The organism is Nocardioides sp. CCNWLW216 (assembly GCF_037120545.1).
Taxonomy (GTDB): Bacteria; Actinomycetota; Actinomycetes; order Propionibacteriales; family Nocardioidaceae; genus Nocardioides; species Nocardioides lianchengensis.
In genome coordinates, this window is sequence record NZ_JBBBBJ010000001.1 from 537,053 (window position 1) to 556,261 (window position 19,209).

Consider the following 19,209-nt stretch of genomic DNA (forward strand, 5'->3'; position numbering starts at 1 on the left):
CGGCCCGGCCTAGGCCTTGCGGTAGGGCACGCCGTCGGCGGCGGGTGCCCGGGAGTGCCCGACCAGCCCGGCCACCGCGAAGATCGTCACGACGTACGGCAGCATCAGCATGAACTGGCTCGGCACCGGCGAGCCGATCACCGAGAGCACGCTCTGCAGGTTGGACGCGAACCCGAACAGCAGCGCGGCCAGGGTCGCGCGGATCGGGTCCCACTTGCCGAAGATGACCGCGGCCAGCGCGATGTAGCCCGCTCCACCCGTCATCTCGCGGTTGAACTGGGACACCGACACGAGGGTGTAGGTGGCCCCTCCGGCGCCGGCGATCAGGCCGGCGAGCAGCACGGTGCGGTAGCGGGTGAGGTTGACCTTGATGCCGACGGTGTCGGCGGCCTTCGGGTGCTCGCCCACGGCGCGCACGCGCAGACCCCAGCGGGTCCGGTAGAGGGCCCAGGTGACGATCGCGACCGCGGCGTACATGAGGTAGACGAGGATCGTCTGGCGGAACAGGATCGGGCCGATGACCGGGATCTCGCCCAGCAGCGGGATCGGCATCCGCTCGAACCGCGGCGGGCTGTTGAGGTCGGCGGAGTTCGGGGCGAGCACCTGGCTGAACATGAAGCTGGTGAGGCCGATGACCAGCACGTTGAGCACCACGCCCACGATCACCTGGTCGACGTAGTAGGTGATGGCGAAGACGCCCAGCACCAGCGCGACCAGCGCGCCGGCCAGCATCGCGGCGAGCAGGCCGGCCCAGGGCGACCCGGTGATCGAGCCGACCAGGGCGGCACCGAAGGCTCCGAAGAGCAGCTGCCCGTCGATGGCGATGTTGACGACGCCGGCGCGCTCGCCCAGCACGCCGCCGAGGGCGCCGAAGACGAGCGGGACGGCCAGGGCCAGCGCCCCGGCGAGCAGACCGATGACGGGCACGGTCTCGCCGGCCGCGGCCCAGCTCAGGAACGCGGTCATCGCGGCCACGCCGAAGAGGGCCACCAGCCACAGCGGGGTACGACGCCCCGCGCGGGCGGACCAGGCCGCGAAGGCCGCGGCCAGGACCATCAGCACGACCATCACCCAGGTGGTGGCGTCGGCGGGCACGGTGATCTCGGGGAGCTTGACCAGGTCGGTGTCGGTGGCCAGCCGGAACGTGGTGTCCTCGTGGCGGGGCTTGAACAGGACCAGGGCGGCGATCAGCACCGCGAAGACGCCGAACAGCACCGGGGTCTTGCCCAGGCCCGGCGGCGGGGCCGTGGGCTCGAGCGCGGTGACGGGCGGCTCGTCGGGACGGACGATCGGGTCGGTGCTCACGCCGTGGCCTCCTTCGCGGGCAGTCGGAAGATCGCCCGCACCAGCGGGGGAGCGGCGATGAACAAGACGATGAGGGACTGGACGATCAGCACGATGTCGACCGGGATGTTCTCCGAGGCCTGCATCGCGAAGCCGCCGGCCTTGAAGGCGCCGAAGAGGAGTCCGGCCGCGAGGATGCCGAGCGGCCGGGACCGGCCCAGCAGGGCGACCGTGATCGCGTCGAAGCCGATGCCGGCGTCCAGGTCGGTGGCGACGCCGCTGGTGACCGTCCCGAGGGCCTGGTTGACGCCGGCGAGGCCGACGAGGGCGCCCGCGATCAGCATCACCACGGTGTAGGTCCGGCCGACGTCGATGCCCGAGGCTCGGGCCGCGTCCGGGTTCTCACCGACCGCACGGAAGCGGAAGCCGGCCGCGGAGCGGTTCAGCAGCCACCACACGAAGGCCACGGCGAGCAGGGCCAGCACGAAGCCGAGGTGCAGGTTGAACTTGTCGCCGAGGATCTTCGGGAGGACCACGGAGTCGGGCATCGGCTCGGACTTCGGGTTGATCGTCCCGGGGGCCTGCAGGATCTCCTTGCGGGTGAGCGCGAAGAAGACGAGGTAGTAGCCGACGTAGTTGAGCATGATCGTCACGATCACCTCGTGGGCGCCGGTGCGGGCCTTCAGCAGGCCCGCGATGCCGGCCCACAGTGCACCGGCCAGCATGCCGGCCGCGATCGCGAGCGGCAGGTGGACGATCGCGGGCAGGTCGGCGTTGACGCCGACCCAGCCGGCGGCCGCGCCGGCGAGCAGCATCTGACCGCGGCCACCGATGTTGAACAGCCCGGCGCGGAAGGCGAGGCCGACGCCCAGGCCGGCGGTGATCAGCGGCGCCGAGAACTTCAGGGTCTCGGTGAGAGGCCGGATCTGCTGCTCGAAGGTGTCGACCCGGTTGTTCCAGATCGAGCCGCGCACCAGGGCGGAGTAAGCGCCGGTGATGGCCTCCTGGACCGCCTGGAAGAAGTCGCCGGGACGGGCGCCGATGTAGCTGGCCGTCTCGCGGACCTGGTCGTCGGTGAACAGGATCATGACCGACCCGACGATCACGGCGAGCAGGACGGAGAAGAACGCGACCGAGACCTGCCCGGCGGCGACCTCGCGCAGCGCCAGGTGCCAGCGGCTCGGCTCCGGCTTCTGCTCGGCGGGGGGCCGCTCCTCGGCGGTCTCCTGGACGGGGGGCTGCTCGGAGCTCACGCGACGCTCCCTTCCGGACGCTCGCCGGCCATCATCAGGCCGAGGACGTCACGCGGGGTGGTGGACGGGACGATGCCGACGATGCGGCCGCGGTAGAGCACCATGATCCTGTCGGAGAGGGCGGCGATCTCGTCGAGCTCGGTCGACACCAGGAGCACGGGGACGCCGGTGTCGCGGGCGGCGACGATCTGCTTGTGGATGAACTCGATGGAGCCGACGTCGACGCCGCGGGTCGGCTGGGCGGCGACGAGCAGCCGCAGGTCGCGGGAGAGCTCCCGGGCGACGACCACCTTCTGCTGGTTGCCACCGGACAGCTGACCGGCGAGGGTCTCGATGCCGGGCGCGCGGACGTCGTACTCGACGAGCTTCTCGTGGGCGAAGGACGCGAGGTCCTTCAACCGCAGCGAGCCGCCGCTCACGAACGGCTTGCCGTAGGTGCGGTTCAGCATCAGGTTCTCGGCGATCGTCATTCCCGAGACCAACCCGTCGACCTGGCGGTCCTCAGGGATGAACCCGACTCCGGCGTCGAGGACCTTGCGGACCGAGCGACCGACCAGCTCGACGCCGCCGAGCGCGATCGAGCCCGAGACGTGGCTCTGGAGGCCGAGGATCGCCTCGGTCAGCTCGGTCTGGCCGTTGCCCTGGACCCCGGCCACCCCGACGATCTCGCCGGCGTCGATCGTGAAGCTGATGCCGTCCACGGTGACGTGGCCCTCGGCGTCGGTGACCTTCAGATCGCTGACGACCAGGGTCGCGGGGCCGGGCTGCGCAGGCTCCTTGTGGACCGTGAGCTCGACCGGACGACCGACCATCAGGGCGGCGAGCTCGGCGTTGCTGGCGGCCGGGTCGGCCTCGCCCACGACGGCGCCGCGCCGGATGACGGTGATCCGGTCGGCCACCTCGCGCACCTCGCGGAGCTTGTGGGTGATGAAGACGATCGAGGTGCCGGACTCCTTGAGCTGGCGCATGATCGTCATCAGCTCGTCGGTCTCCTGCGGGGTCAGCACCGCGGTCGGCTCGTCGAAGACGAGGACGCGGGCGTCGCGGGAGAGGGCCTTGATGATCTCGACGCGCTGCTGCACGCCCACGGGGAGGTTCTCGACGAGCGCGTCGGGATCGACGTCGAAGCCGAACCGGTCGGAGATCTCCCGCACGCGGGCACGGGCGGAGTCGAGGTCGAGGGTGCCGAGGAACCCGGTGGCCTCGTTGCCGAGCATGACGTTCTCGGCGACCGAGAAGACGGGGATCAGCATGAAGTGCTGGTGGACCATGCCGATGCCGGCCGCGATCGCGTCGCCGGGACCGGAGAAGTGCTGAGCCTCGCCGTCGAGGAGGATCTCGCCCTCGTCGGCCTGGTAGAGGCCGTAGAGGACGTTCATCAACGTCGACTTGCCGGCGCCGTTCTCCCCGAGGAGGCAATGGATCTCGCCGGGCTCGACGGTGAGCGAGATCCGGTCGTTGGCGACCAGGGTGCCGAAGCGCTTGGTGATGCCGCGCAGGGCGAGTGTCATGCGAGGTCCCTAGGAGATGGGCGACGTGGCCGGGTGATCGGGAGGTGCGCGCCTCAGGCTAGCGACACCAAAGGGGGGCCGGCAGGTGCCGACCCCCCTCTGGTGCTCAGTCGGGGCTGTTCCTACGAGTGGTGCAGGGTCACTGGTTGAGGTACGAGGTGACCGGGATCGAGCCGTCGATGATGCCGGCCTTCACCTGCTCGAGCTCGTCCGCCAGGGTGTCGGAGATCTTGTCCTCGAAGTTGTGGAACGGCGCGATGCCGACGCCGTCGTTCTCGAGCGTGCCGACGTAGGCCTCGGGGTCGAACTCGTCGTTGCCGGCGGCCACGATCGCCTCGTAGGTCGAGACCTTCATGTTCTTCAGGATGGACGTGAGCACGACGTCCTGCGTCTTCGGGTCGGTCTCGAAGAAGTCCGCGTCGACGCCCATCAGGGCGACGTCCTTGCCGGAGTCGGCGATCGCGGTCAGGGCGCCCTGGTAGATCGGGCCGCCGACCGGGAGGATCACGTCGGCGTCCTGGTCGATGATGCCCTTGGCCGTGGTGGTCGCGGTCTCGTTGGCCTCGAAGCCACCCGTGAACAGGCCCTTCTCGCCGCCCTCGAAGCCGACGACCTTGACGTCCTTGCCCTTCTCGGCCGCGTAGTACTCCGCGCCCTGCTTGAAGCCGTCCATGAAGATCGTGACGGTCGGGAACGGCTGGCCGCCGTAGGTGCCGACGACGCCGGTCTTGGTGTAGTCGGCCGCGGCGTAGCCCGCGAGGAACGCGGCCTGGGCCGTGTCGTAGAGGAGCGGCTTGATGTTCTCCGCGTCCTTGGTGCCGTCGAAGTCGTTGTCGGCCGCGTCGTCGATGAGGATGTACTCGACGTCGGGGTTGGCCTTGGCCGACTCGACGGTCGCGGCGGAGAGGGCGAAGCCGACCGTCACGATGGCGTCGCAACCCTCGGCCACGAGGCTCTCGAGGTTGGGGGCGTAGTCGTTCTCGCTGTTCGACTCGACCTCCTTGTGCTCCGACCCGAGCTCCTCGGCGGCCTGGAGGACCCCTTCGTAGCTGAGCTGGTTGAACGACTTGTCGTCGAAGCCGCCGGCATCGGAGACGATGCACGGGAGGAAGTCGGTCTTCGCCGCGTCGTTGCTGCCCGAGGAGCCCGACTCGTCCGGCGCGTCACCACACGCCACCAGGGCGCTCGACGCGGCCAGGACGGCGATCCCGCCGACGATGGCCTTCCGCATCTTCTTCACTTCTGCCTCCAGATCCAGCCCCACACCACCGGGGGCGCACGGGGAGGCACGCTAGCGGCTGTCGGCCGCAGTTGCTCCTGCTTGAGGGCGTAGTGACGAAAGGTTTATCGACTTGGGATGAAACGGGGGGTGTGGGACTGTGCCGGATTGCCGTCGACGCCCCCGTGGTCCACCCTGGGGCCCGCGGACCGGCCGCGGACGAGAGGAGCAGACACATGAGCGAGCCGTCGGGCGGGTGGGAGGCGCTGCGCCAGCTCGCCGTCGAGGTCGCGGGTCACGCGTACGCGCCGTACAGCCGGTACGCCGTGGGCGCGGCCGCCCAGGTCGACGACGGCCGGATCGTCGTGGGCTGCAACGTCGAGAACGCGGCGTACGGCGTGACGCTGTGCGCGGAGTGCGGCCTGGTCTCCTCGCTGGTCGCCGGGGGCGGCGGGCGGCTGACCCACTTCGTCTGCGTGAACGGCGTCGGTGACGTGATCATGCCGTGCGGCCGTTGCCGGCAGCTGCTCTGGGAGCACGGCGGTGCGGACCTGCTCGTCCAGACCCCGGAGGGCGTCCTCGGCATGGACCACGTGCTGCCGCAGGCGTTCGGTCCCGATGACCTGACGCGCGGGACCCTCCCGCTAGCCTGACGCGGTGACTCTCCACGACGCGGTCGAGGTCATCCTCGCCAAGCGGGACGGCGGAACGCTGTCCGACAGCCAGATCGACTGGGTGATCGACGCCTACACCCGGGGCGAGGTCGCCGACGAGCAGATGTCGGCGCTGGCCATGGCCATCCTCCTCAACGGCATGGACCGGGCCGAGATCGCCCGCTGGACCGGCGCCATGATCGCGTCGGGGGAGCGGATGGACTTCGGGTCCCTGTCGCGGCCGACCGCCGACAAGCACTCCACCGGTGGGGTGGGCGACAAGATCACCCTGCCCCTGGCGCCGCTGGTCGCGGCCTGCGGGGTCGCCGTACCCCAGCTGTCGGGCCGGGGCCTCGGCCACACCGGCGGCACCCTCGACAAGCTCGAGGCGATCCCCGGTTGGCGGGCGGCGCTGTCGAACGACGAGATGCTCGCCCAGCTGGAGTCGGTCGGTGCGGTCATCTGCGCGGCCGGCGACGGCCTGGCGCCCGCCGACAAGAAGCTCTACGCCCTGCGCGACGTCACCGGCACCGTCGAGGCGATCCCGCTCATCGCGTCCTCGATCATGTCGAAGAAGATCGCGGAGGGCACCGGCGCGCTCGTGCTCGACGTGAAGGTCGGCACCGGCGCGTTCATGAAGGACCTCGACAAGGCCCGCGAGCTGGCCGAGACGATGGTCGCGCTCGGCTCCGACGCCGGCGTCCGCACGGTCGCGCTGCTCACCGACATGTCGACGCCGCTCGGCCTGACCGCCGGCAACGCGATCGAGGTCGCCGAGTCGGTCGAGGTGCTCGCCGGCGGCGGCCCCGCCGACGTGGTCGAGCTGACCCTGGCCCTGGCCCGCGAGATGCTCGCCGGCGCGGGCGTCACCGACGTCGACCCGGCCGACGTGCTGGCCTCCGGCCGCGCGATGGACGCGTGGCGCGCCATGATCTCCGCCCAGGGCGGTGACCCGTCCGCGAAGCTCCCGGTCGCCCGCGAGTCGCACGTGGTCGCGGCGCCGTCCACCGGCGTGCTGACCCGGCTCGACGCGATGGCCGTCGGCCTGGCCGCCTGGCGCCTCGGCGCCGGCCGCGCCCGCAAGGAGGACCCGGTGCAGGCCGGTGCCGGCGTCGTCTGGCACGCCCGCCCCGGCGACCAGGTCACCGAGGGTCAGCCGCTGCTCACCCTGCTCACCGACGAGCCCGCTCGCTTCGACCGGGCCCTCGCCTCCCTCGAGGGCGGGTACGACGTCGCGCCCGCGGGCACGCCGTACCCGCCGACCCCGCTGGTCCTCGACCGCATCACCTGACCCGAACCGCCGACGCGGCGAATCGCCGACGCGGCGATGAGGGGTCAGTCCCGGCCGGCCATGGCCATCGCCCAGCTGCCGACCGGGAGGCAGAAGCGGTCGGTCACCGGGGCCATCGTGGCGTCCTGCGCGCGGTTGCCCTTCGGGGTGGAGATGTCGAGGTAGACCCGGAGCTTGAAGCAGGCCTGCAGGCTCCGGTCGCCCGGGGCGTCGTGCCAGTACTCGAACTTCTTCCAGGTCGCTGCCGTGCCGGTGCTCGACACGTCGAACTTGTGGTAGGCGCGGTCGGGCTCGAGGGTGCGGGTGCGGGACACCCGGTCCTGGTCGCCCTCGCAGGTGGGAGCCACGCCTGCGCTGATCTGCCACGGGTAGCCGATCGCCACCGAGGGGTTCCACGAGCAGAGCCGGATCGTGAAGTTCGCGGCGCTGACCCGGCTCTGTGCGACCACCTGGGACGCCTTGCGGCGGGCAGCGCCCGTCTTGCAGTTCTTGTAGAACTTGACCTGGAGGACGGGCTTCTTCATCTTCGGGTCCTTGAAGCCCCAGATCTTCTGGTTCTTGTCGACCGCGACCCGCACCGTCCAGCTCGCCCGGTAGGTCCAGCGTGCGCACATCTTGACCCGCGGCAGGTAGCGCTGGCCCCCGTCGAGCTGCCCCTTGGACTTCGTCCGCCAGAACACGTTCGGGTCCTTGCCCCTGGCCGAGGCCTGCTCGGACGACGGCTCGGGCTGAGCGGTCGAGGCCGGGGGTGCGGCGAGCGGGACTGAGAGAAGGACGGCGGCGAGGACGGTCCCAGCGATGCGGGGCAGGTGCATGACGGTCTCCCGAGAGGTGCGTGTCGAGTGGTGGGTGACTACCCGCCAGCCGATCGGCCAAACGATGGTCCGCCCGGGACCCGGAGCGGTCAGTCCTCCAGGAGGAGGACGACGGTCTCGGCGACGCAGGCGGGCTTGGCCTCGCCCTCGATCTCGACGGTGTAGCGGATGATCAGCTGCTTGCCCGCGGGCAGGTCGGTGACCTCGCCGAACGCGGCGTGGCCGCGGACCCGCTTGCCGACCAGCAGCGGGTTCGGGAAGCGGACCTTGTTGACGCCGTAGTTGAGCTTGGCGCCGGGGGTGTCGAGGCTGAAGATCTGGCCGCCGAGCCAGGGGACCAGCGACAGCGTGAGGTAGCCGTGGGCGATGGTGGCGCCGAACGGTCCGGCCTTCGCCTTCTCGACGTCGACGTGGATCCACTGGTGGTCGCCGGTGGCGTCGGCGAAGGTGTCGACGCGCTCCTGGTCGATGGTGACCCAGTCGGTGCTGCCGAGGTCCTGGCCGGCGGCTGCGGCGACGTCGTCGAAGCTGGTGAACACGCGCAAGGCAGGCTCCTGTCGAGTGAACTCGGGGCTGGTTCTGTGGTGGGATGGCGCCATGAGCAGCGCCGCCGCCGAACCTACCGGTCTCACGCGTGACACCGTCCTGCGAGCGCCGAAGGTGCTGCTGCACGACCACCTCGACGGCGGGCTGCGACCGCAGACGATCATCGATCTGGCGGCCGACTGCGGCCACGAGCTGCCGGCGACCGAGGCCGTCGCGCTCGGCACCTGGTTCGCCGAGTCGGCCGACTCGGGCTCACTGGAGCGCTACCTGGAGACCTTCGACCACACGGTCGCCGTCATGCAGTCCGGGCCGGCGATCACCCGGGTGGCCCGGGAGTGCGTCGAGGACCTGGCCGCCGACGGCGTCGTGTACGCCGAGGTCCGCTACGCGCCCGAGCAGCACGTCGAGGGCGGGCTGACCCTCGACGAGGTGGTCGCGGCCGTGCAGGAGGGCTTCGACGCCGGAGTCGCGGCCACGGGCGGGCGGATCGTCGTACGCCAGCTGCTGACGGCCATGCGCCACCAGGCCCGCTCGATGGAGATCGCCGAGCTGGCGATCGCCTGGCGCGACCGCGGCGTCGCGGGCTTCGACATCGCGGGGGCCGAGGCCGGCTACCCGCCCACCCGCCACCTCGACGCCTTCGAGTACCTCCAGCGCGAGAACTCCCACTTCACCATCCACGCCGGCGAGGCGTTCGGGCTGCCGTCGATCTGGCAGGCGATCCAGTGGTGCGGCGCCGACCGGCTCGGCCACGGCGTCCGCATCATCGACGACATCACCGTGCACGACGACGGGTCGGTGGAGCTGGGCCGGTTGGCGGCGTACGTCCGCGACCAGCGGATCCCGCTGGAGATGTGCCCGGCCTCCAACGTGCAGACCGGCGCGGCCGCCTCGATCGCCCAGCACCCGATCGGGCTGCTGAAGAAGCTGCGCTTCCGGGTGACCGTCAACACCGACAACCGGCTGATGAGCCAGACCTCGATGACCGCCGAGCTGTGGGACCTCGTCCAGGCCTTCGGGTACGGCGTGCGCGACCTCGAGTGGTTCACGGTCAACGCGATGAAGTCGGCGTTCCTGCCGTTCGACGAGCGGCTCGACCTGATCGAGCGGGTCATCAAGCCGGCGTACGCCGAGCTCGCGGCCGAGCGGTCCGCGGGTCGGGACTGACCCGTGACCGTCCACGCGGGACCCTCGGTCGTCCTGCTGGTCGGCGCGCTGGCGCTGCTCGCCGGTGCGGCGGCGGTGGCGGCCCGCGGCCTCCGGCAGCGCCGTACGGCGGTGCAGGTGGCCGGGCGCGCGGTGACCGCGCGGGCGGAGGTGCTGGAGCTCTCCGCGAAGGACGTCAGCGTCGGGGGTGACCCGACGACGCTCTACTACCCGACGGTCCGGTTCACGCCGGAGGGCGGCGAGCCGGTCGAGGCCGAGTGCCTCACCGGGGTCGAGCCGCCCCCGCCGCACGCGGGCGACCCGGTCGAGGTCCGCTACGACCCGGAGCACCCGACCCACGTCGAGCTGGCCGACGTCGACCCGCAGGCCTCCGCCGGGCGGAGCTCGTTCGTCGTCGCCCGGCTGCTGGTCACGGTCGCGCTGGCGCTACCGGTCGCGTGGCTGCTGCTGGCGCTGCTCGTCTGGGAGTGACCGGGCCAGTTCGCGGCTGGCGGCGTACGCCTCCTCGTTGGTGACCGGCACGCAGCCGAGCGCGACCGCGTGCCCCACGACCCGGCGCTGGGCGCGCATCAGGGCGAGGCCGCGGCGCACCAGCACGAGCGGCGGCTTGCGGTGCTCGCGCAGGTCGCGGGTGAGCCGGCGCCAGAAGGTGAGCAGCGGGTGGCGCCGCACGCAGTACGCCGCCGCGAGGATCCCGGCCTCGCGCGCGTGCGGGACGATCTCCTGCGCGAAGATCCCCTCGGCCACGAACAGTGGGCCGCCCGCGAGGTCGAGCGTCCGCGACCCGCAGCGACCGCTCTGGGAGATGTCGTAGATCGGGACCTCGGCGCGGCCGGTGCGGCACAGCTCGTCGAGCGCCGCCATGGCGTCGTCGAGCAGCCAGGACGCGGGGTCGTCCCAGTCGACGAGCCCGGCGTTCGCGCCCTCGGCGATCAGGGGGAGCGTGGGGTCGCCGACGTCCTTGTAGAAGTCGTCGAGCCGGAGCACCGGCAGCCCGATCCGCTCGGCGAGGCGGGACTTGCCGGTGCCGGACGGACCGGCCAGGACGATCACCCGCGCGTGCACCGGGTCATTCTGCCGCAGCCGTCCGGTGCCGCCGAGCTCAGGTGAGGTCACCGGGCGGCGACGTCAGTACGACGCGTCGGCGGGACCGTCGCCGGCGAGCAGGGATCGGCTGCCTGAGACGCCGAGACGCGACGCGCCGGCGGCGATCATGGCCCGGGCCTGCTCCAGGGTGCGGACGCCACCGGACGCCTTCACCTGCACGTCGGGCCCGACGGTCCGGGCCATCAGTCGCACCGCGTGCTCGGAGGCGCCGCCGGCCGGGTGGAAGCCGGTCGAGGTCTTCACGAAGTCGGCCCCGGCCTCGGCCGAGGCCCGGCACACGCCGACGATCTGCTCGTCGTCGAGTGCGGCCGACTCGATGATCACCTTCAGGACGGTGGGGGCCGGTGCGGCTTCGCGGACCGCGGCGACGTCGGCGCGGACGTCGTCGTACCGACCCTCGCGGGCGGCGCCGACGTCGATGACCATGTCGATCTCGTCGGCACCGTCACGGACCGCTCCGGCCGCCTCGGAGGCCTTCACCGCCGAGGTGTGCTTGCCGCTCGGGAACCCGCACACGGCGGCCACCTTCAGGTCGCTGCCCGCCGGGAGGTCCAGCGGCAGCATCGAGGGGGAGACGCACACGGAGTAGGTGCCGAGCTCGACCGCCTCGGCGACCAGCGCTGCCACGTCGGTGCGGGTGGCCTCCGGCTTCAGCAGGGTGTGGTCGATCATCCGGGCGACCTCGGCGGGCGTGGGGGTGGTGTTCACGCACGCCAGGATAGGGTCACCGGGTTCCGCAGTCGTACCCGCGAGGGGGTCAGGTGCCGTCCGAGACGGTCGAGAGGTTCCGCCCGACCAGTGGGCAGGTGTTCGGCTGGATCGGCATGGTGCTCGCCGCGGGCGCCGTGGTGCTCGGACTCCTGTCCGGAGCCGCATCGGTGGCGGCCGGCGCGCTGGCGCTCGGCGTGCTCGACTGGGCCGCGATGCTCAAGCCCCGTGTCCTGGTCGAGGGGCGCTGGCTGGTGCTGCGCAACATGTTCGACACCGTCCGGGTGCCGCTGGCGGCGATCGAGGAGCTGGCGATCCGGCAGGTCCTGGCCGTGCGCGCCGGCGAGCGGCGCTACGTCTCGCCCGCGCTCGGCCGGTCCTTCCGCCAGGTGATGAGGAGCAACCGACAGGCGCCCGAGCCGCAGCCGACCGGGGCCGCCGCGCCGTCGTACCCCGACTTCGTGGAGCAGCGGCTGCGCCACCTGGCCGAGGAGGCCCGCACGCTCGAGGGCGTGGGCCGCTACTCCGACGAGCAGGTCGCGCTGGCCGCCCAGGTCCGCCGCGAGCCCGCCTGGCTCGAAATCGGCCTGTTCGCGGCGGCCGTCGTCGCGTTCGTCGTGACGCTGGTCGTCTAGTGCGGCACTAGATCCCGGCCGCGGCCCGGATGTCGCCGCGGACCGCGTCGAGGCGACCGGCGGCGGCGATCCGGGCGGCGTCCACGCCGTCCTCGGGGTGCACCGGCACGACCACCTCGAGGTAGCACTTCAGCTTGGGCTCCGTCCCGCTCGGGCGTACGACGACCCGAGCGCCCTCGGCCAGCACGTAGCGCAGCCCGTCGGTCGGCGGCAGGTCGGCGCTGCCGAGCGACAGGTCGTCGACCCGCTCGACCACGAGACCGCCGAGCGTCGCGGGCGGGACGGCGCGCAGCCGCTCCATGGCCGCGCCGATCTCGGCGAGATCGGTGACCCGGTCCGAGAGTTGGTCGGTGGCGTGCAGGCCGTGCGCGAGCGCGAGGTCGTCGAGCACGTCGACGAGGGTGCGGCCCTCGGCCTTCGCGGCGGCGGCCAGCTCGCAGAGCAGCAGCAGCGCGGAGACGCCGTCCTTGTCGCGCACGTGCTCGGGGTCGACGCAGTAGCCGAGCGCCTCCTCGTAGCCGTAGGCCAGGCCCTCGACCCGGCCGATCCACTTGAAGCCGGTCAGCGTCTCGACGTAGGGGCGGCCGGCGGCGCGGGCCATGGTGCCGAGCAGGCTGGAGGAGACGATCGTGGTGGCGAAGGTGCCCTCCTTGCCGGCCTCGAGCAGCGCGTGGGCCAGCAGCGCGCCGACCTCGTCGCCGCGGAGCATCCGCCAGCCGTGCGGGCCGGGGACGGCCGCGGCGCAGCGGTCGGCGTCGGGGTCGTTGGCGACGACCAGGTCGGCGCCGTGCTTCTCGGCCAGGGCCATGGCCAGGTCCATCGCCCCCGGCTCCTCGGGGTTGGGGAACGCGACCGTCGGGAACGCCGGGTCGGGGTGCTCCTGCTCGGCCACGACGCGCGGCGCGGAGAAGCCCGCGGTCTCCAGGACCTGGACGACGGAGGTGCCGCCGACGCCGTGCAGCGGCGTGTAGACGATGTCCAGGTCGCGCGGGCCGTCGCCCGCGAGGCCGGCGACGGTGTCGTAGTAGGTGTCGACGATGGTCTCGTCGAGCACCTTCCCGCCGGTCCCGCGGGGCACGTCGGCCAGCGGGCCGACCGCCGCGATCCGCTCGGCGATGCCCGAGTCGGCCGGCGGCACGATCTGGCTGCCGTCGCCGAGGTAGACCTTGTAGCCGTTGTCCTGCGGCGGGTTGTGGCTGGCGGTGACCATCACGCCGGCCGCGCAGCCGAGCTCGCGGATCGCGAAGGCCAGCAGCGGCGTCGGCAGCGGGCGCGGCATCAGCAGCGCGGGGATCCCGGCGCCGGTCATCACCTCCGCGGTGTCGCGGGCGAAGACGTCGGAGTTGTGGCGGGCGTCGTACCCGATGACGACGGGGCCGCGCGCGCCGGTGTCGCGGAGGTACGACGCCAGCCCGGCTGCCGCCCGCGTGACCACGACCCGGTTCATCCGGTTCGGGCCCGCACCGAGCGCGCCGCGCAGCCCGGCCGTGCCGAACTCGAGCGTGCCGTCGAACCGGTCGGCCAGGTCGGTCGGGTCGCCGCCCGCCTCGACGGCGGCCACGACCTGCTCCAGCTCGGCGCGGGTCTGCTCGTCGGGGTCCTCCGCGATCCAGGCGCGGGCGGACGCGAGCAGGTCGTCGAGGGTGACGGCGGTGGTCATGGGGGCACGATACGAGGGTGTCCGCCCTGCCACCGCCTCGAGACACCGACCGGCCCCTCGGCCACCTGGTGCGCGAGCTCGCCGGCCACCTGGGCGAGCCGGACGCGGTCGCGGTCTGCGTCGACCTGCTGGGCGGCGCGGACCCGTCGTCGTACCTCCGGGAGGTGGTCTACCTCAGCGGGCTTCGGGTCGGTCCGGGCGAGCGCGACGCGTGCTGGTTCCGGGCCTGGGGAGCGCGCGGCCTGCTGCACGTGTGGACCGACGACGCCGTCCCGGCGGTGCTGGCAGGGCTCGACGACGAGCACTGGCGGCCGGCCGAGCACTGCCTGAGGGTGGCGTCGCGGCGCGAGCTCGGCCAGGCCGGCCCGGCCGCGGTCGGGTTCCTCGACCACGAGCTGCCGCGGATGCGGGCGCAGGCGGTGCGGTTCCTCGGGATCGCCGGGGACACCGAGCACGTCGAGGCGGTCCGGGACGCGCTCGGCGACCCGGACCCGGGGGTGCGGCAGGCGGCCGGGCGCGCGCTCGACCGGCTGGGCGACCGGCTGGACCTCGCGTGAGGGCGTCGTACGCCTTCGCCGACGCGTGGCACCTCGACGCGGCGCCGGAGGCGGTGCGGGACGTGCTGGTCGACCTGGAGCGCTACCCGGAGTGGTGGCCCCAGGTCCGCGCGGTCGCGTCGCTCGGCCCGGACGAGGCCCGGGTGGTCTGCCGCTCGGCGCTGCCCTACGCGCTCGACCTGGTGCTGCGCGCGGTCAGCCGCGAGCTGCCGGTCCTCGAGGTGGCGGTCGCCGGCGATCTGAGCGGGACGGTCCGCTTCCGCCTGGCCCCGTCGTACGGCGGGACGCTGCTGCGCCTCGAGCAGGAGGTCAGCGTGTCCGGGCTGCTCGGGACCCTGTCCCCGCTGGTCCGTCCGGTGCTGACGTGGAACCACGACCGGATGATGCGCGGCTGCGTGGCGGGCCTGCGGCGCCGGCTCGGGCCGTCACGCCCAGCACGATGAGCAGCTGGGCCAGGGCGTAGGTCGTCATCACCGCCGCGCTGCCGACCCCCTGCGGGACGTCCCACGGGCCGAAGGCACCGAGCGCGATCAGGCCGTCGGACACCGCGAACACCGCGCCGCCCGCCCACACGAGCGGGTGCACCCCCGTGGCCAGCAGGGCCATCGCGAGCAGGCAGCCGCCGTACCCGACGACGGCGGGCGCGAGCACGCCCGCGTTCGGCAGGGTGAGGGCGAGCAGCGCAGCCACGGGCAGGAGGTACGCCGCCAGCCACCCGCGGCGGCGCGCCAGCAGGCTGCGGCCCGCGTCGGGCCGGAACGCCACCACGTAGACCACCTGCGCGACCAGGAACAGCCCGACCATGGCCAGGAACGCGGGGTCGCCGTCCAGGAACCGCGGCACGGTGTCGCCGAGCCAGGAGAAGCCGAGGGCGAGCAGGGTGAGGCGGACGAGACGGCCGGTGGCCCCGGTCAGGGCCAGGGAGACTGCCAGCAGGGGCATCAGGGCGGCCTGGGTCGCGGTGGCCGCGGTCCTCACCTCCGCGAGCTGGCACCCGACGTGGACCACGGCGACGGCGCCGTACGCCGAGAGGGCCGCTGCTGCTCGCCGTTCCATGGCACCGCACCGTAGTGCCCGCGTGCGCCGAGTCGGCGTGAATCGAGGTCCCCCGCTGCGCTCCTCCCCTCGATTCACGCCGACTCGGCGATATCGACGCTCCGGTCGCTGCGCGACCTACGCGTCGATGCTCGACATGTCTCCGTAGCGCTCGCCCACCACCGCGTCGCGCGGGACGGCGTCGGTGAGGCGCTGGAGGTCGTCGGCGGAGAGCTCGACGTCGGCGGCGCCGGCGTTCTCCTCCAGGTACCTCACGCGCTTGGTGCCGGGGATCGGCGCGACGTCCTCGCCCTGGGCGAGCACCCACGCGAGGGCGAGCTGGCCGGGCGTGCAGCCCTTCTCCTCGGCGATCGCGCGGACGGCGTCCACCAGCCGCAGGTTGGCCTGCAGCCCCTCGCCGTTGAGGCGGGGGAAGTACGCCGAGCGCCGCGAGTCGCCCTCCTCGAGGGTCGACTCGGAGGTGATGGCGCCGGTCAGGATGCCGCGGCCGAGCGGCGAGTAGGGGACCAGGCCGATGCCGAGCTCGCGGAGCGTCGGCAGGATCTCGTCCTCGAGGTCGCGGGTGAACAGCGAGTACTCCGTCTGCAGCGCGGTGATCGGGTGCACCGCGTGGGCCCGACGGATGGTCGCCGCGGACGCCTCGGAGAGCCCCAGGTGGCGGACCTTGCCGGCGGTCACGAGCTCGGCCATCGCGCCGACGGTCTCCTCGATCGGGACCTTCGGGTCGACGCGGTGCTGGTAGTAGAGGTCGACGTGGTCGACCCCGAGCCGCTGAAGCGAGGCGTCGCAGGCCGAGCGGACGTACGCCGGGCTGCTGTCGTAGGCCCGCTCGCGGCCCGGCCCGGCGACGATCCCGAACTTGGTGGCCAGCTGGACCTCGTCGCGACGGCCGGCGATGGCCCGCCCGACCAGTCGCTCGTTGGTGTGCGGTCCGTACATGTCGGAGGTGTCGAGGAAGGTCACCCCGAGATCGAGGGCCCGGCGGATGGTGGCCAGGCCGCCCTCCTCGTCGGGCGTGCCGTAGAAGGCCGACATGCCCATGCAGCCGAGCCCGAGGGCGGAGACGGTGAGGGGCGAGGTGGTTCCGAGGGTGCGCTGGTCGATGCTCATGGCTCCACTCAAACGCTTGGAGCGCGCTCCAGGTCAAGCCCGCGCCGTGCGAGGCCGTCCTCGTAGATGCCGATCTTCATGTCGATGGCGCCGAGGTGGCGCTGGACCTCGGCCAGGTCGCGCAGGACCTGCTGGCGGTGGGTGCGCAGCAGCTCCAGCCGCTCGGCCTCGTTCCCCTCGCCGGCCCGCACCAGGTCGGCGTACCGCCGCACGTCGCGGATCGGCATCCCGGTGGACCGCAGGCGGGTGATCATCTCGATCCAGCGCAGCGCGGCGTCGTCGTACTGCCGGTGCCCGGAGGGCGAGCGGCCCACGGCGCGCACCATCAGCCCGTCGCGCTCGTAGTAGCGCAGCGTGTCGGGCGTCAGGCCGGTCTGCTCGGCCGCCTCGGCGATGGTCAGGCTCATCCGGCCAGTGTCGCGCCTGGAGTGCGCTCCAGGTCAAGCGCTACCGCGACCGGTCGAACGCCGGCCGGTCGTACGTCGAGGTCGCGAACGGTCCGCCGACGTGGGCGTTGTCCCAGTCGTCCTCGGGGGAGGGGGCGACGAAGGGGGCGAAGTCCTCGGCGTCGTCCTGCGGCTCGTAGCCGAGGGCGCGGCCGGGCTCCAGGTCCCACCAGCCGCGGGTGTTCGCGGAGACGCCGTAGAGGACGGCGAAGCCGGGGGCGGTCGCGGTGAGCGCCGCCTCGACCATCAGGACGCAGTCCTCGGGGGAGAGCCAGGTGGAGAGCTGGCGGACCGTCTCGGGGCGGGGGCCGAAGGAGCCGATCCGGCAGGCGATCGCGTCCAGGCCGTGGCGGTCGGCGTACAGGCTGAGCAGGGCCTCGGCGGCGACCTTGCCGACGCCGTAGAACGTGTCGGGGCGCGGTCGGGCGTCGACGGTCAGCAGCTCGCGGCGGGGGGTGCGGCCGACGGCGTGGTTGGAGGAGGCGAGGACCAGGCGTCGTACGTCGTGCTCGACCATCGCGTCCAGGATCGCCGCCGTGGTGAGCACGTGCGACGCGAGCGCGTCGGGCAGCGAGCTCTCGTCGGGGTGCCCGGCCAGGTGGACGACGGCGTCGGGGTGCTCCTCGGCGAAGACCGCCGCGACCGCCTCGGGGTCGCGGCAGTCGAGCGTGTGGAACCGGGTCTCGTTGCCGTCCGGCTCGGGGACCCGGTCGAGCGAGACGACCTCGTGCCCGCGGGCGGCGAGGGCGACGGTGACGACCCGGCCGATGCTGCCGGCGGCGCCCGTGACGAGCACCCTCATGGGAGGGGGACGCTCAGGTCAGCGGCGGTATCCATCGATGCTCTGTCCCAACTCGGTGAAGACGGCCTGGTTCAGCCGGAACGCTACCTTCACCTCGTCGACCACCCGCAGCTTGTCCTCGGCCGACAGGACGAGACCGTCGAGCCGGGCGCGGTAGGCGTCCTTGTAGGGCTTGGGCTTGGGGATCTCGGCGAAGTCGTAGAACGCGATGCCGGCGCCGCCGAGGTCGTAGGTGCGGTCGAGGATCCGGCCGATGGCCTGGCCGCCCGACAGGTCGCCGAGGTAGCGGGTGTAGTGGTGCGCGACCAGGGCCGGACCCCAGGCGGCGACCGACTCCAGGCGCTCGCGGTACGCCGCGGTCGCGGTCGAGTCGGTGGTGCGGGGGCCGCCGGGCGACCAGTGGTCGAGGTCGGCGTCGATCGCAGCCAGGCGCTCGAGGGCGGTGTCGTGGACGGCGGCGACGGCCGGGTCGTCGAGGCGCGAGCGGATCGCGGTCTCGAGGGCGTCGTACACGCCGCGGTAGCGGAGGAGGTAGTCGGCGTACGCCTGCTCGACGAGCTTGCCGCCCATCAGCTCGGTCATGAACGACGAGTGCTCGGCGGCCTCGTGCTCGGCCATCGAGCCCTCGCGCATGGCGGTGGAGAGCGAGTCGTCGACGGAGGTGTGGTCGAGCACGGTCATGGGGCGGCCTTTCGGGCGGGCGGGGGCGCCGAGACTTACGGACACATTGTCGACAAGATCTTGACCACTTGTCAACAAGATGGAGTAGGTAAGGCTTGCCTAACTAGTGTACGACGCCCGCCCGGCATCCGTCAGCAGTGCGCGCACGATGAACCGCTCGACCTGCTCGGGGGGCACGTGCCGCGGCGCGAGGCAGGCGTGCACGAGCGACATCGCGCTCGTCGGGTCGGGCACCTCGAAGGCCCCGGCGGCCACTCCGGCGGCCAGCAGCTCCCGCAGCACGTCCTCGACCGCGACCACGTGCTCGCGGATCGCCTGCACCGACTCGCGGGAAAGCATCCCGACCAGCTGCATCCCGAGCCCCATGTGGAACTGCTGACCGGCGGCCAGCTGGTGACGCACGTAGACCCGGAGTCGCTCGACCGGGTCGTCGGCGGTGTCGAGCGCGGTGCGGAGCTCGGCGAGGTAGCGCTCGGTCTCGTGGGTCGCGAACGCGACGACCACCGCCTCCTTGTCGGGGAAGTGGTGGTAGATCGTGGTCCGGCCCAGCTCGGCGCGCTCGGCGATCTGGGCCATCGTGATGGCGTCGAAGCTCCGCTCGCTCATCAGCGTCGCGAAGGCGTCGTAGACCCGCTGACGCACCCGGTCCCGGTGCTCCGCGACGGTCTCGGCGTTGATCTTCGGCACCTGCGCACTCTAGTGCGGAAC

Annotated in this window: 21 protein-coding genes and 1 pseudogene; 7 read left to right on the forward strand and 15 right to left on the reverse strand. The window is 72.5% G+C overall.

What is annotated here, in order from left to right; genetic code table 11:
• Positions 1-9: 9 nt before the first annotated feature.
• The 4 genes from V7S47_RS02495 to V7S47_RS02510 all read right to left on the reverse strand — a co-directional run bounded on the left by V7S47_RS02495 (position 10) and on the right by V7S47_RS02510 (position 5,279).
• Positions 10-1,305 (reverse strand): ABC transporter permease, encoded by a 1,296-nt coding sequence (locus V7S47_RS02495; RefSeq protein WP_336560099.1) that lies wholly within the window; start codon positions 1,303-1,305, stop codon positions 10-12.
• On the reverse strand, positions 1,302-2,537 hold the full coding sequence (locus tag V7S47_RS02500; protein ID WP_211752660.1) for an ABC transporter permease: 1,236 nt from the start codon (positions 2,535-2,537) through the stop codon (positions 1,302-1,304). The genes V7S47_RS02495 and V7S47_RS02500 overlap by 4 nt, the downstream gene beginning before the upstream one ends.
• The gene (locus tag V7S47_RS02505) at positions 2,534-4,048 is read right to left on the reverse strand and encodes an ABC transporter ATP-binding protein (RefSeq protein ID WP_336560100.1); all 1,515 of its coding nucleotides are present in this window, start codon (positions 4,046-4,048) and stop codon (positions 2,534-2,536) included. Before V7S47_RS02505 ends, V7S47_RS02500 begins: the two co-directional genes overlap by 4 nt.
• 139 nt (positions 4,049-4,187) lie before the next feature.
• Positions 4,188-5,279, reverse strand: coding sequence for a BMP family lipoprotein (locus V7S47_RS02510; RefSeq protein WP_090850815.1), 1,092 nt, complete (start codon positions 5,277-5,279; stop codon positions 4,188-4,190).
• A gap of 224 nt (positions 5,280-5,503) precedes the next feature.
• Here V7S47_RS02510 and V7S47_RS02515 point away from each other — a divergent pair, with 224 nt between their 5' ends.
• Entirely contained in the window at positions 5,504-5,920 is a 417-nt protein-coding gene (locus V7S47_RS02515; protein ID WP_336560101.1) for a cytidine deaminase, read from the forward strand.
• 4 nt (positions 5,921-5,924) lie between these two features.
• Positions 5,925-7,211, forward strand: coding sequence for a thymidine phosphorylase (locus tag V7S47_RS02520; protein ID WP_336560102.1), 1,287 nt, complete (start codon positions 5,925-5,927; stop codon positions 7,209-7,211).
• A 44-nt stretch (positions 7,212-7,255) separates the two neighbouring features.
• Here V7S47_RS02520 and V7S47_RS02525 read toward each other — a convergent pair whose 3' ends face one another.
• The gene (locus V7S47_RS02525; RefSeq protein WP_336560103.1) at positions 7,256-8,026 is read right to left on the reverse strand and encodes a hypothetical protein; all 771 of its coding nucleotides are present in this window, start codon (positions 8,024-8,026) and stop codon (positions 7,256-7,258) included.
• A gap of 89 nt (positions 8,027-8,115) precedes the next feature.
• Positions 8,116-8,571, reverse strand: coding sequence for a MaoC family dehydratase (locus V7S47_RS02530; protein WP_336560104.1), 456 nt, complete (start codon positions 8,569-8,571; stop codon positions 8,116-8,118).
• Between the two features lie 52 nt (positions 8,572-8,623).
• Here V7S47_RS02530 and V7S47_RS02535 point away from each other — a divergent pair, with 52 nt between their 5' ends.
• Entirely contained in the window at positions 8,624-9,739 is a 1,116-nt protein-coding gene (locus V7S47_RS02535; protein ID WP_336560105.1) for an adenosine deaminase, read from the forward strand.
• A gap of 3 nt (positions 9,740-9,742) precedes the next feature.
• Complete coding sequence (locus tag V7S47_RS02540; protein ID WP_336560106.1) at positions 9,743-10,210, forward strand: DUF3592 domain-containing protein; 468 nt, start codon at positions 9,743-9,745, stop codon at positions 10,208-10,210.
• Here V7S47_RS02540 and V7S47_RS02545 read toward each other — a convergent pair.
• Positions 10,166-10,855 carry an ATP-binding protein gene (locus V7S47_RS02545; protein WP_336560107.1) on the reverse strand — a complete coding sequence of 230 codons (690 nt, stop codon included), beginning with the start codon at positions 10,853-10,855 and terminating at the stop codon, positions 10,166-10,168. The two genes, V7S47_RS02540 and V7S47_RS02545, sit on opposite strands and share 45 nt — an antisense overlap.
• A gap of 12 nt (positions 10,856-10,867) precedes the next feature.
• Positions 10,868-11,554, reverse strand: coding sequence for a deoxyribose-phosphate aldolase (deoC, locus tag V7S47_RS02550; RefSeq protein ID WP_336560108.1), 687 nt, complete (start codon positions 11,552-11,554; stop codon positions 10,868-10,870).
• A 53-nt stretch (positions 11,555-11,607) separates the two neighbouring features.
• Between deoC and V7S47_RS02555 the strand changes: the two genes are divergently transcribed.
• On the forward strand, positions 11,608-12,189 hold the full coding sequence (locus tag V7S47_RS02555) for a hypothetical protein (RefSeq protein ID WP_336560109.1): 582 nt from the start codon (positions 11,608-11,610) through the stop codon (positions 12,187-12,189).
• A 7-nt stretch (positions 12,190-12,196) separates the two neighbouring features.
• Here the strand turns inward: V7S47_RS02555 and V7S47_RS02560 are convergent, their stop codons facing one another.
• On the reverse strand, positions 12,197-13,849 hold the full coding sequence (locus V7S47_RS02560; protein WP_336560110.1) for a phospho-sugar mutase: 1,653 nt from the start codon (positions 13,847-13,849) through the stop codon (positions 12,197-12,199).
• Between the two features lie 17 nt (positions 13,850-13,866).
• Between V7S47_RS02560 and V7S47_RS02565 the strand changes: the two genes are divergently transcribed.
• Positions 13,867-14,406, forward strand: a complete 540-nt coding sequence (locus V7S47_RS02565) for a HEAT repeat domain-containing protein (protein WP_336560111.1) — start codon at positions 13,867-13,869, stop codon at positions 14,404-14,406.
• Positions 14,403-14,849: an SRPBCC family protein gene (locus V7S47_RS02570; protein WP_336560112.1), complete on the forward strand. Its 447-nt coding sequence runs from the start codon at positions 14,403-14,405 to the stop codon at positions 14,847-14,849. Before V7S47_RS02565 ends, V7S47_RS02570 begins: the two co-directional genes overlap by 4 nt.
• 43 nt (positions 14,850-14,892) lie before the next feature.
• On the opposite strand, the pseudogene V7S47_RS02575 reads toward V7S47_RS02570, so the two are convergent.
• The 6 genes and pseudogenes from V7S47_RS02575 to V7S47_RS02600 all read right to left on the reverse strand — a co-directional run.
• A pseudogene (locus V7S47_RS02575) lies at positions 14,893-15,462 on the reverse strand (lysoplasmalogenase family protein); the annotation flags it as partial.
• Positions 15,463-15,579: 117 nt separating this feature from the next.
• Complete coding sequence (locus V7S47_RS02580) at positions 15,580-16,572, reverse strand: aldo/keto reductase (RefSeq protein WP_090850111.1); 993 nt, start codon at positions 16,570-16,572, stop codon at positions 15,580-15,582.
• 8 nt (positions 16,573-16,580) lie between these two features.
• On the reverse strand, positions 16,581-16,979 hold the full coding sequence (locus V7S47_RS02585) for a MerR family transcriptional regulator (RefSeq protein ID WP_090850112.1): 399 nt from the start codon (positions 16,977-16,979) through the stop codon (positions 16,581-16,583).
• A gap of 40 nt (positions 16,980-17,019) precedes the next feature.
• A complete protein-coding gene (locus V7S47_RS02590) occupies positions 17,020-17,820 on the reverse strand; it encodes an NAD-dependent epimerase/dehydratase family protein (RefSeq protein ID WP_336560113.1) in 801 nt (266 codons plus the stop codon).
• An 18-nt stretch (positions 17,821-17,838) separates the two neighbouring features.
• Positions 17,839-18,501: a biliverdin-producing heme oxygenase gene (locus tag V7S47_RS02595; RefSeq protein WP_336560114.1), complete on the reverse strand. Its 663-nt coding sequence runs from the start codon at positions 18,499-18,501 to the stop codon at positions 17,839-17,841.
• Between the two features lie 99 nt (positions 18,502-18,600).
• Positions 18,601-19,188 (reverse strand): TetR/AcrR family transcriptional regulator, encoded by a 588-nt coding sequence (locus V7S47_RS02600; protein ID WP_336560115.1) that lies wholly within the window; start codon positions 19,186-19,188, stop codon positions 18,601-18,603.
• Positions 19,189-19,209: the final 21 nt, after the last annotated feature.

Coding starts and splice junctions, on each gene's coding strand:
- V7S47_RS02505 (WP_336560100.1), bottom strand. CDS start 4,048: ATGACACTCGCCCTGCGCGGCATCACCAAGCGCTTCGGCACCCTGGTC.
- V7S47_RS02510 (WP_090850815.1), bottom strand. CDS start 5,279: ATGCGGAAGGCCATCGTCGGCGGGATCGCCGTCCTGGCCGCGTCGAGC.
- V7S47_RS02515 (WP_336560101.1), top strand. CDS start 5,504: ATGAGCGAGCCGTCGGGCGGGTGGGAGGCGCTGCGCCAGCTCGCCGTC.
- V7S47_RS02525 (WP_336560103.1), bottom strand. CDS start 8,026: ATGCACCTGCCCCGCATCGCTGGGACCGTCCTCGCCGCCGTCCTTCTC.
- V7S47_RS02535 (WP_336560105.1), top strand. CDS start 8,624: ATGAGCAGCGCCGCCGCCGAACCTACCGGTCTCACGCGTGACACCGTC.
- V7S47_RS02560 (WP_336560110.1), bottom strand. CDS start 13,849: ATGACCACCGCCGTCACCCTCGACGACCTGCTCGCGTCCGCCCGCGCC.
- V7S47_RS02580 (WP_090850111.1), bottom strand. CDS start 16,572: ATGAGCATCGACCAGCGCACCCTCGGAACCACCTCGCCCCTCACCGTC.
- V7S47_RS02585 (WP_090850112.1), bottom strand. CDS start 16,979: ATGAGCCTGACCATCGCCGAGGCGGCCGAGCAGACCGGCCTGACGCCC.
- V7S47_RS02590 (WP_336560113.1), bottom strand. CDS start 17,820: ATGAGGGTGCTCGTCACGGGCGCCGCCGGCAGCATCGGCCGGGTCGTC.
- V7S47_RS02595 (WP_336560114.1), bottom strand. CDS start 18,501: ATGACCGTGCTCGACCACACCTCCGTCGACGACTCGCTCTCCACCGCC.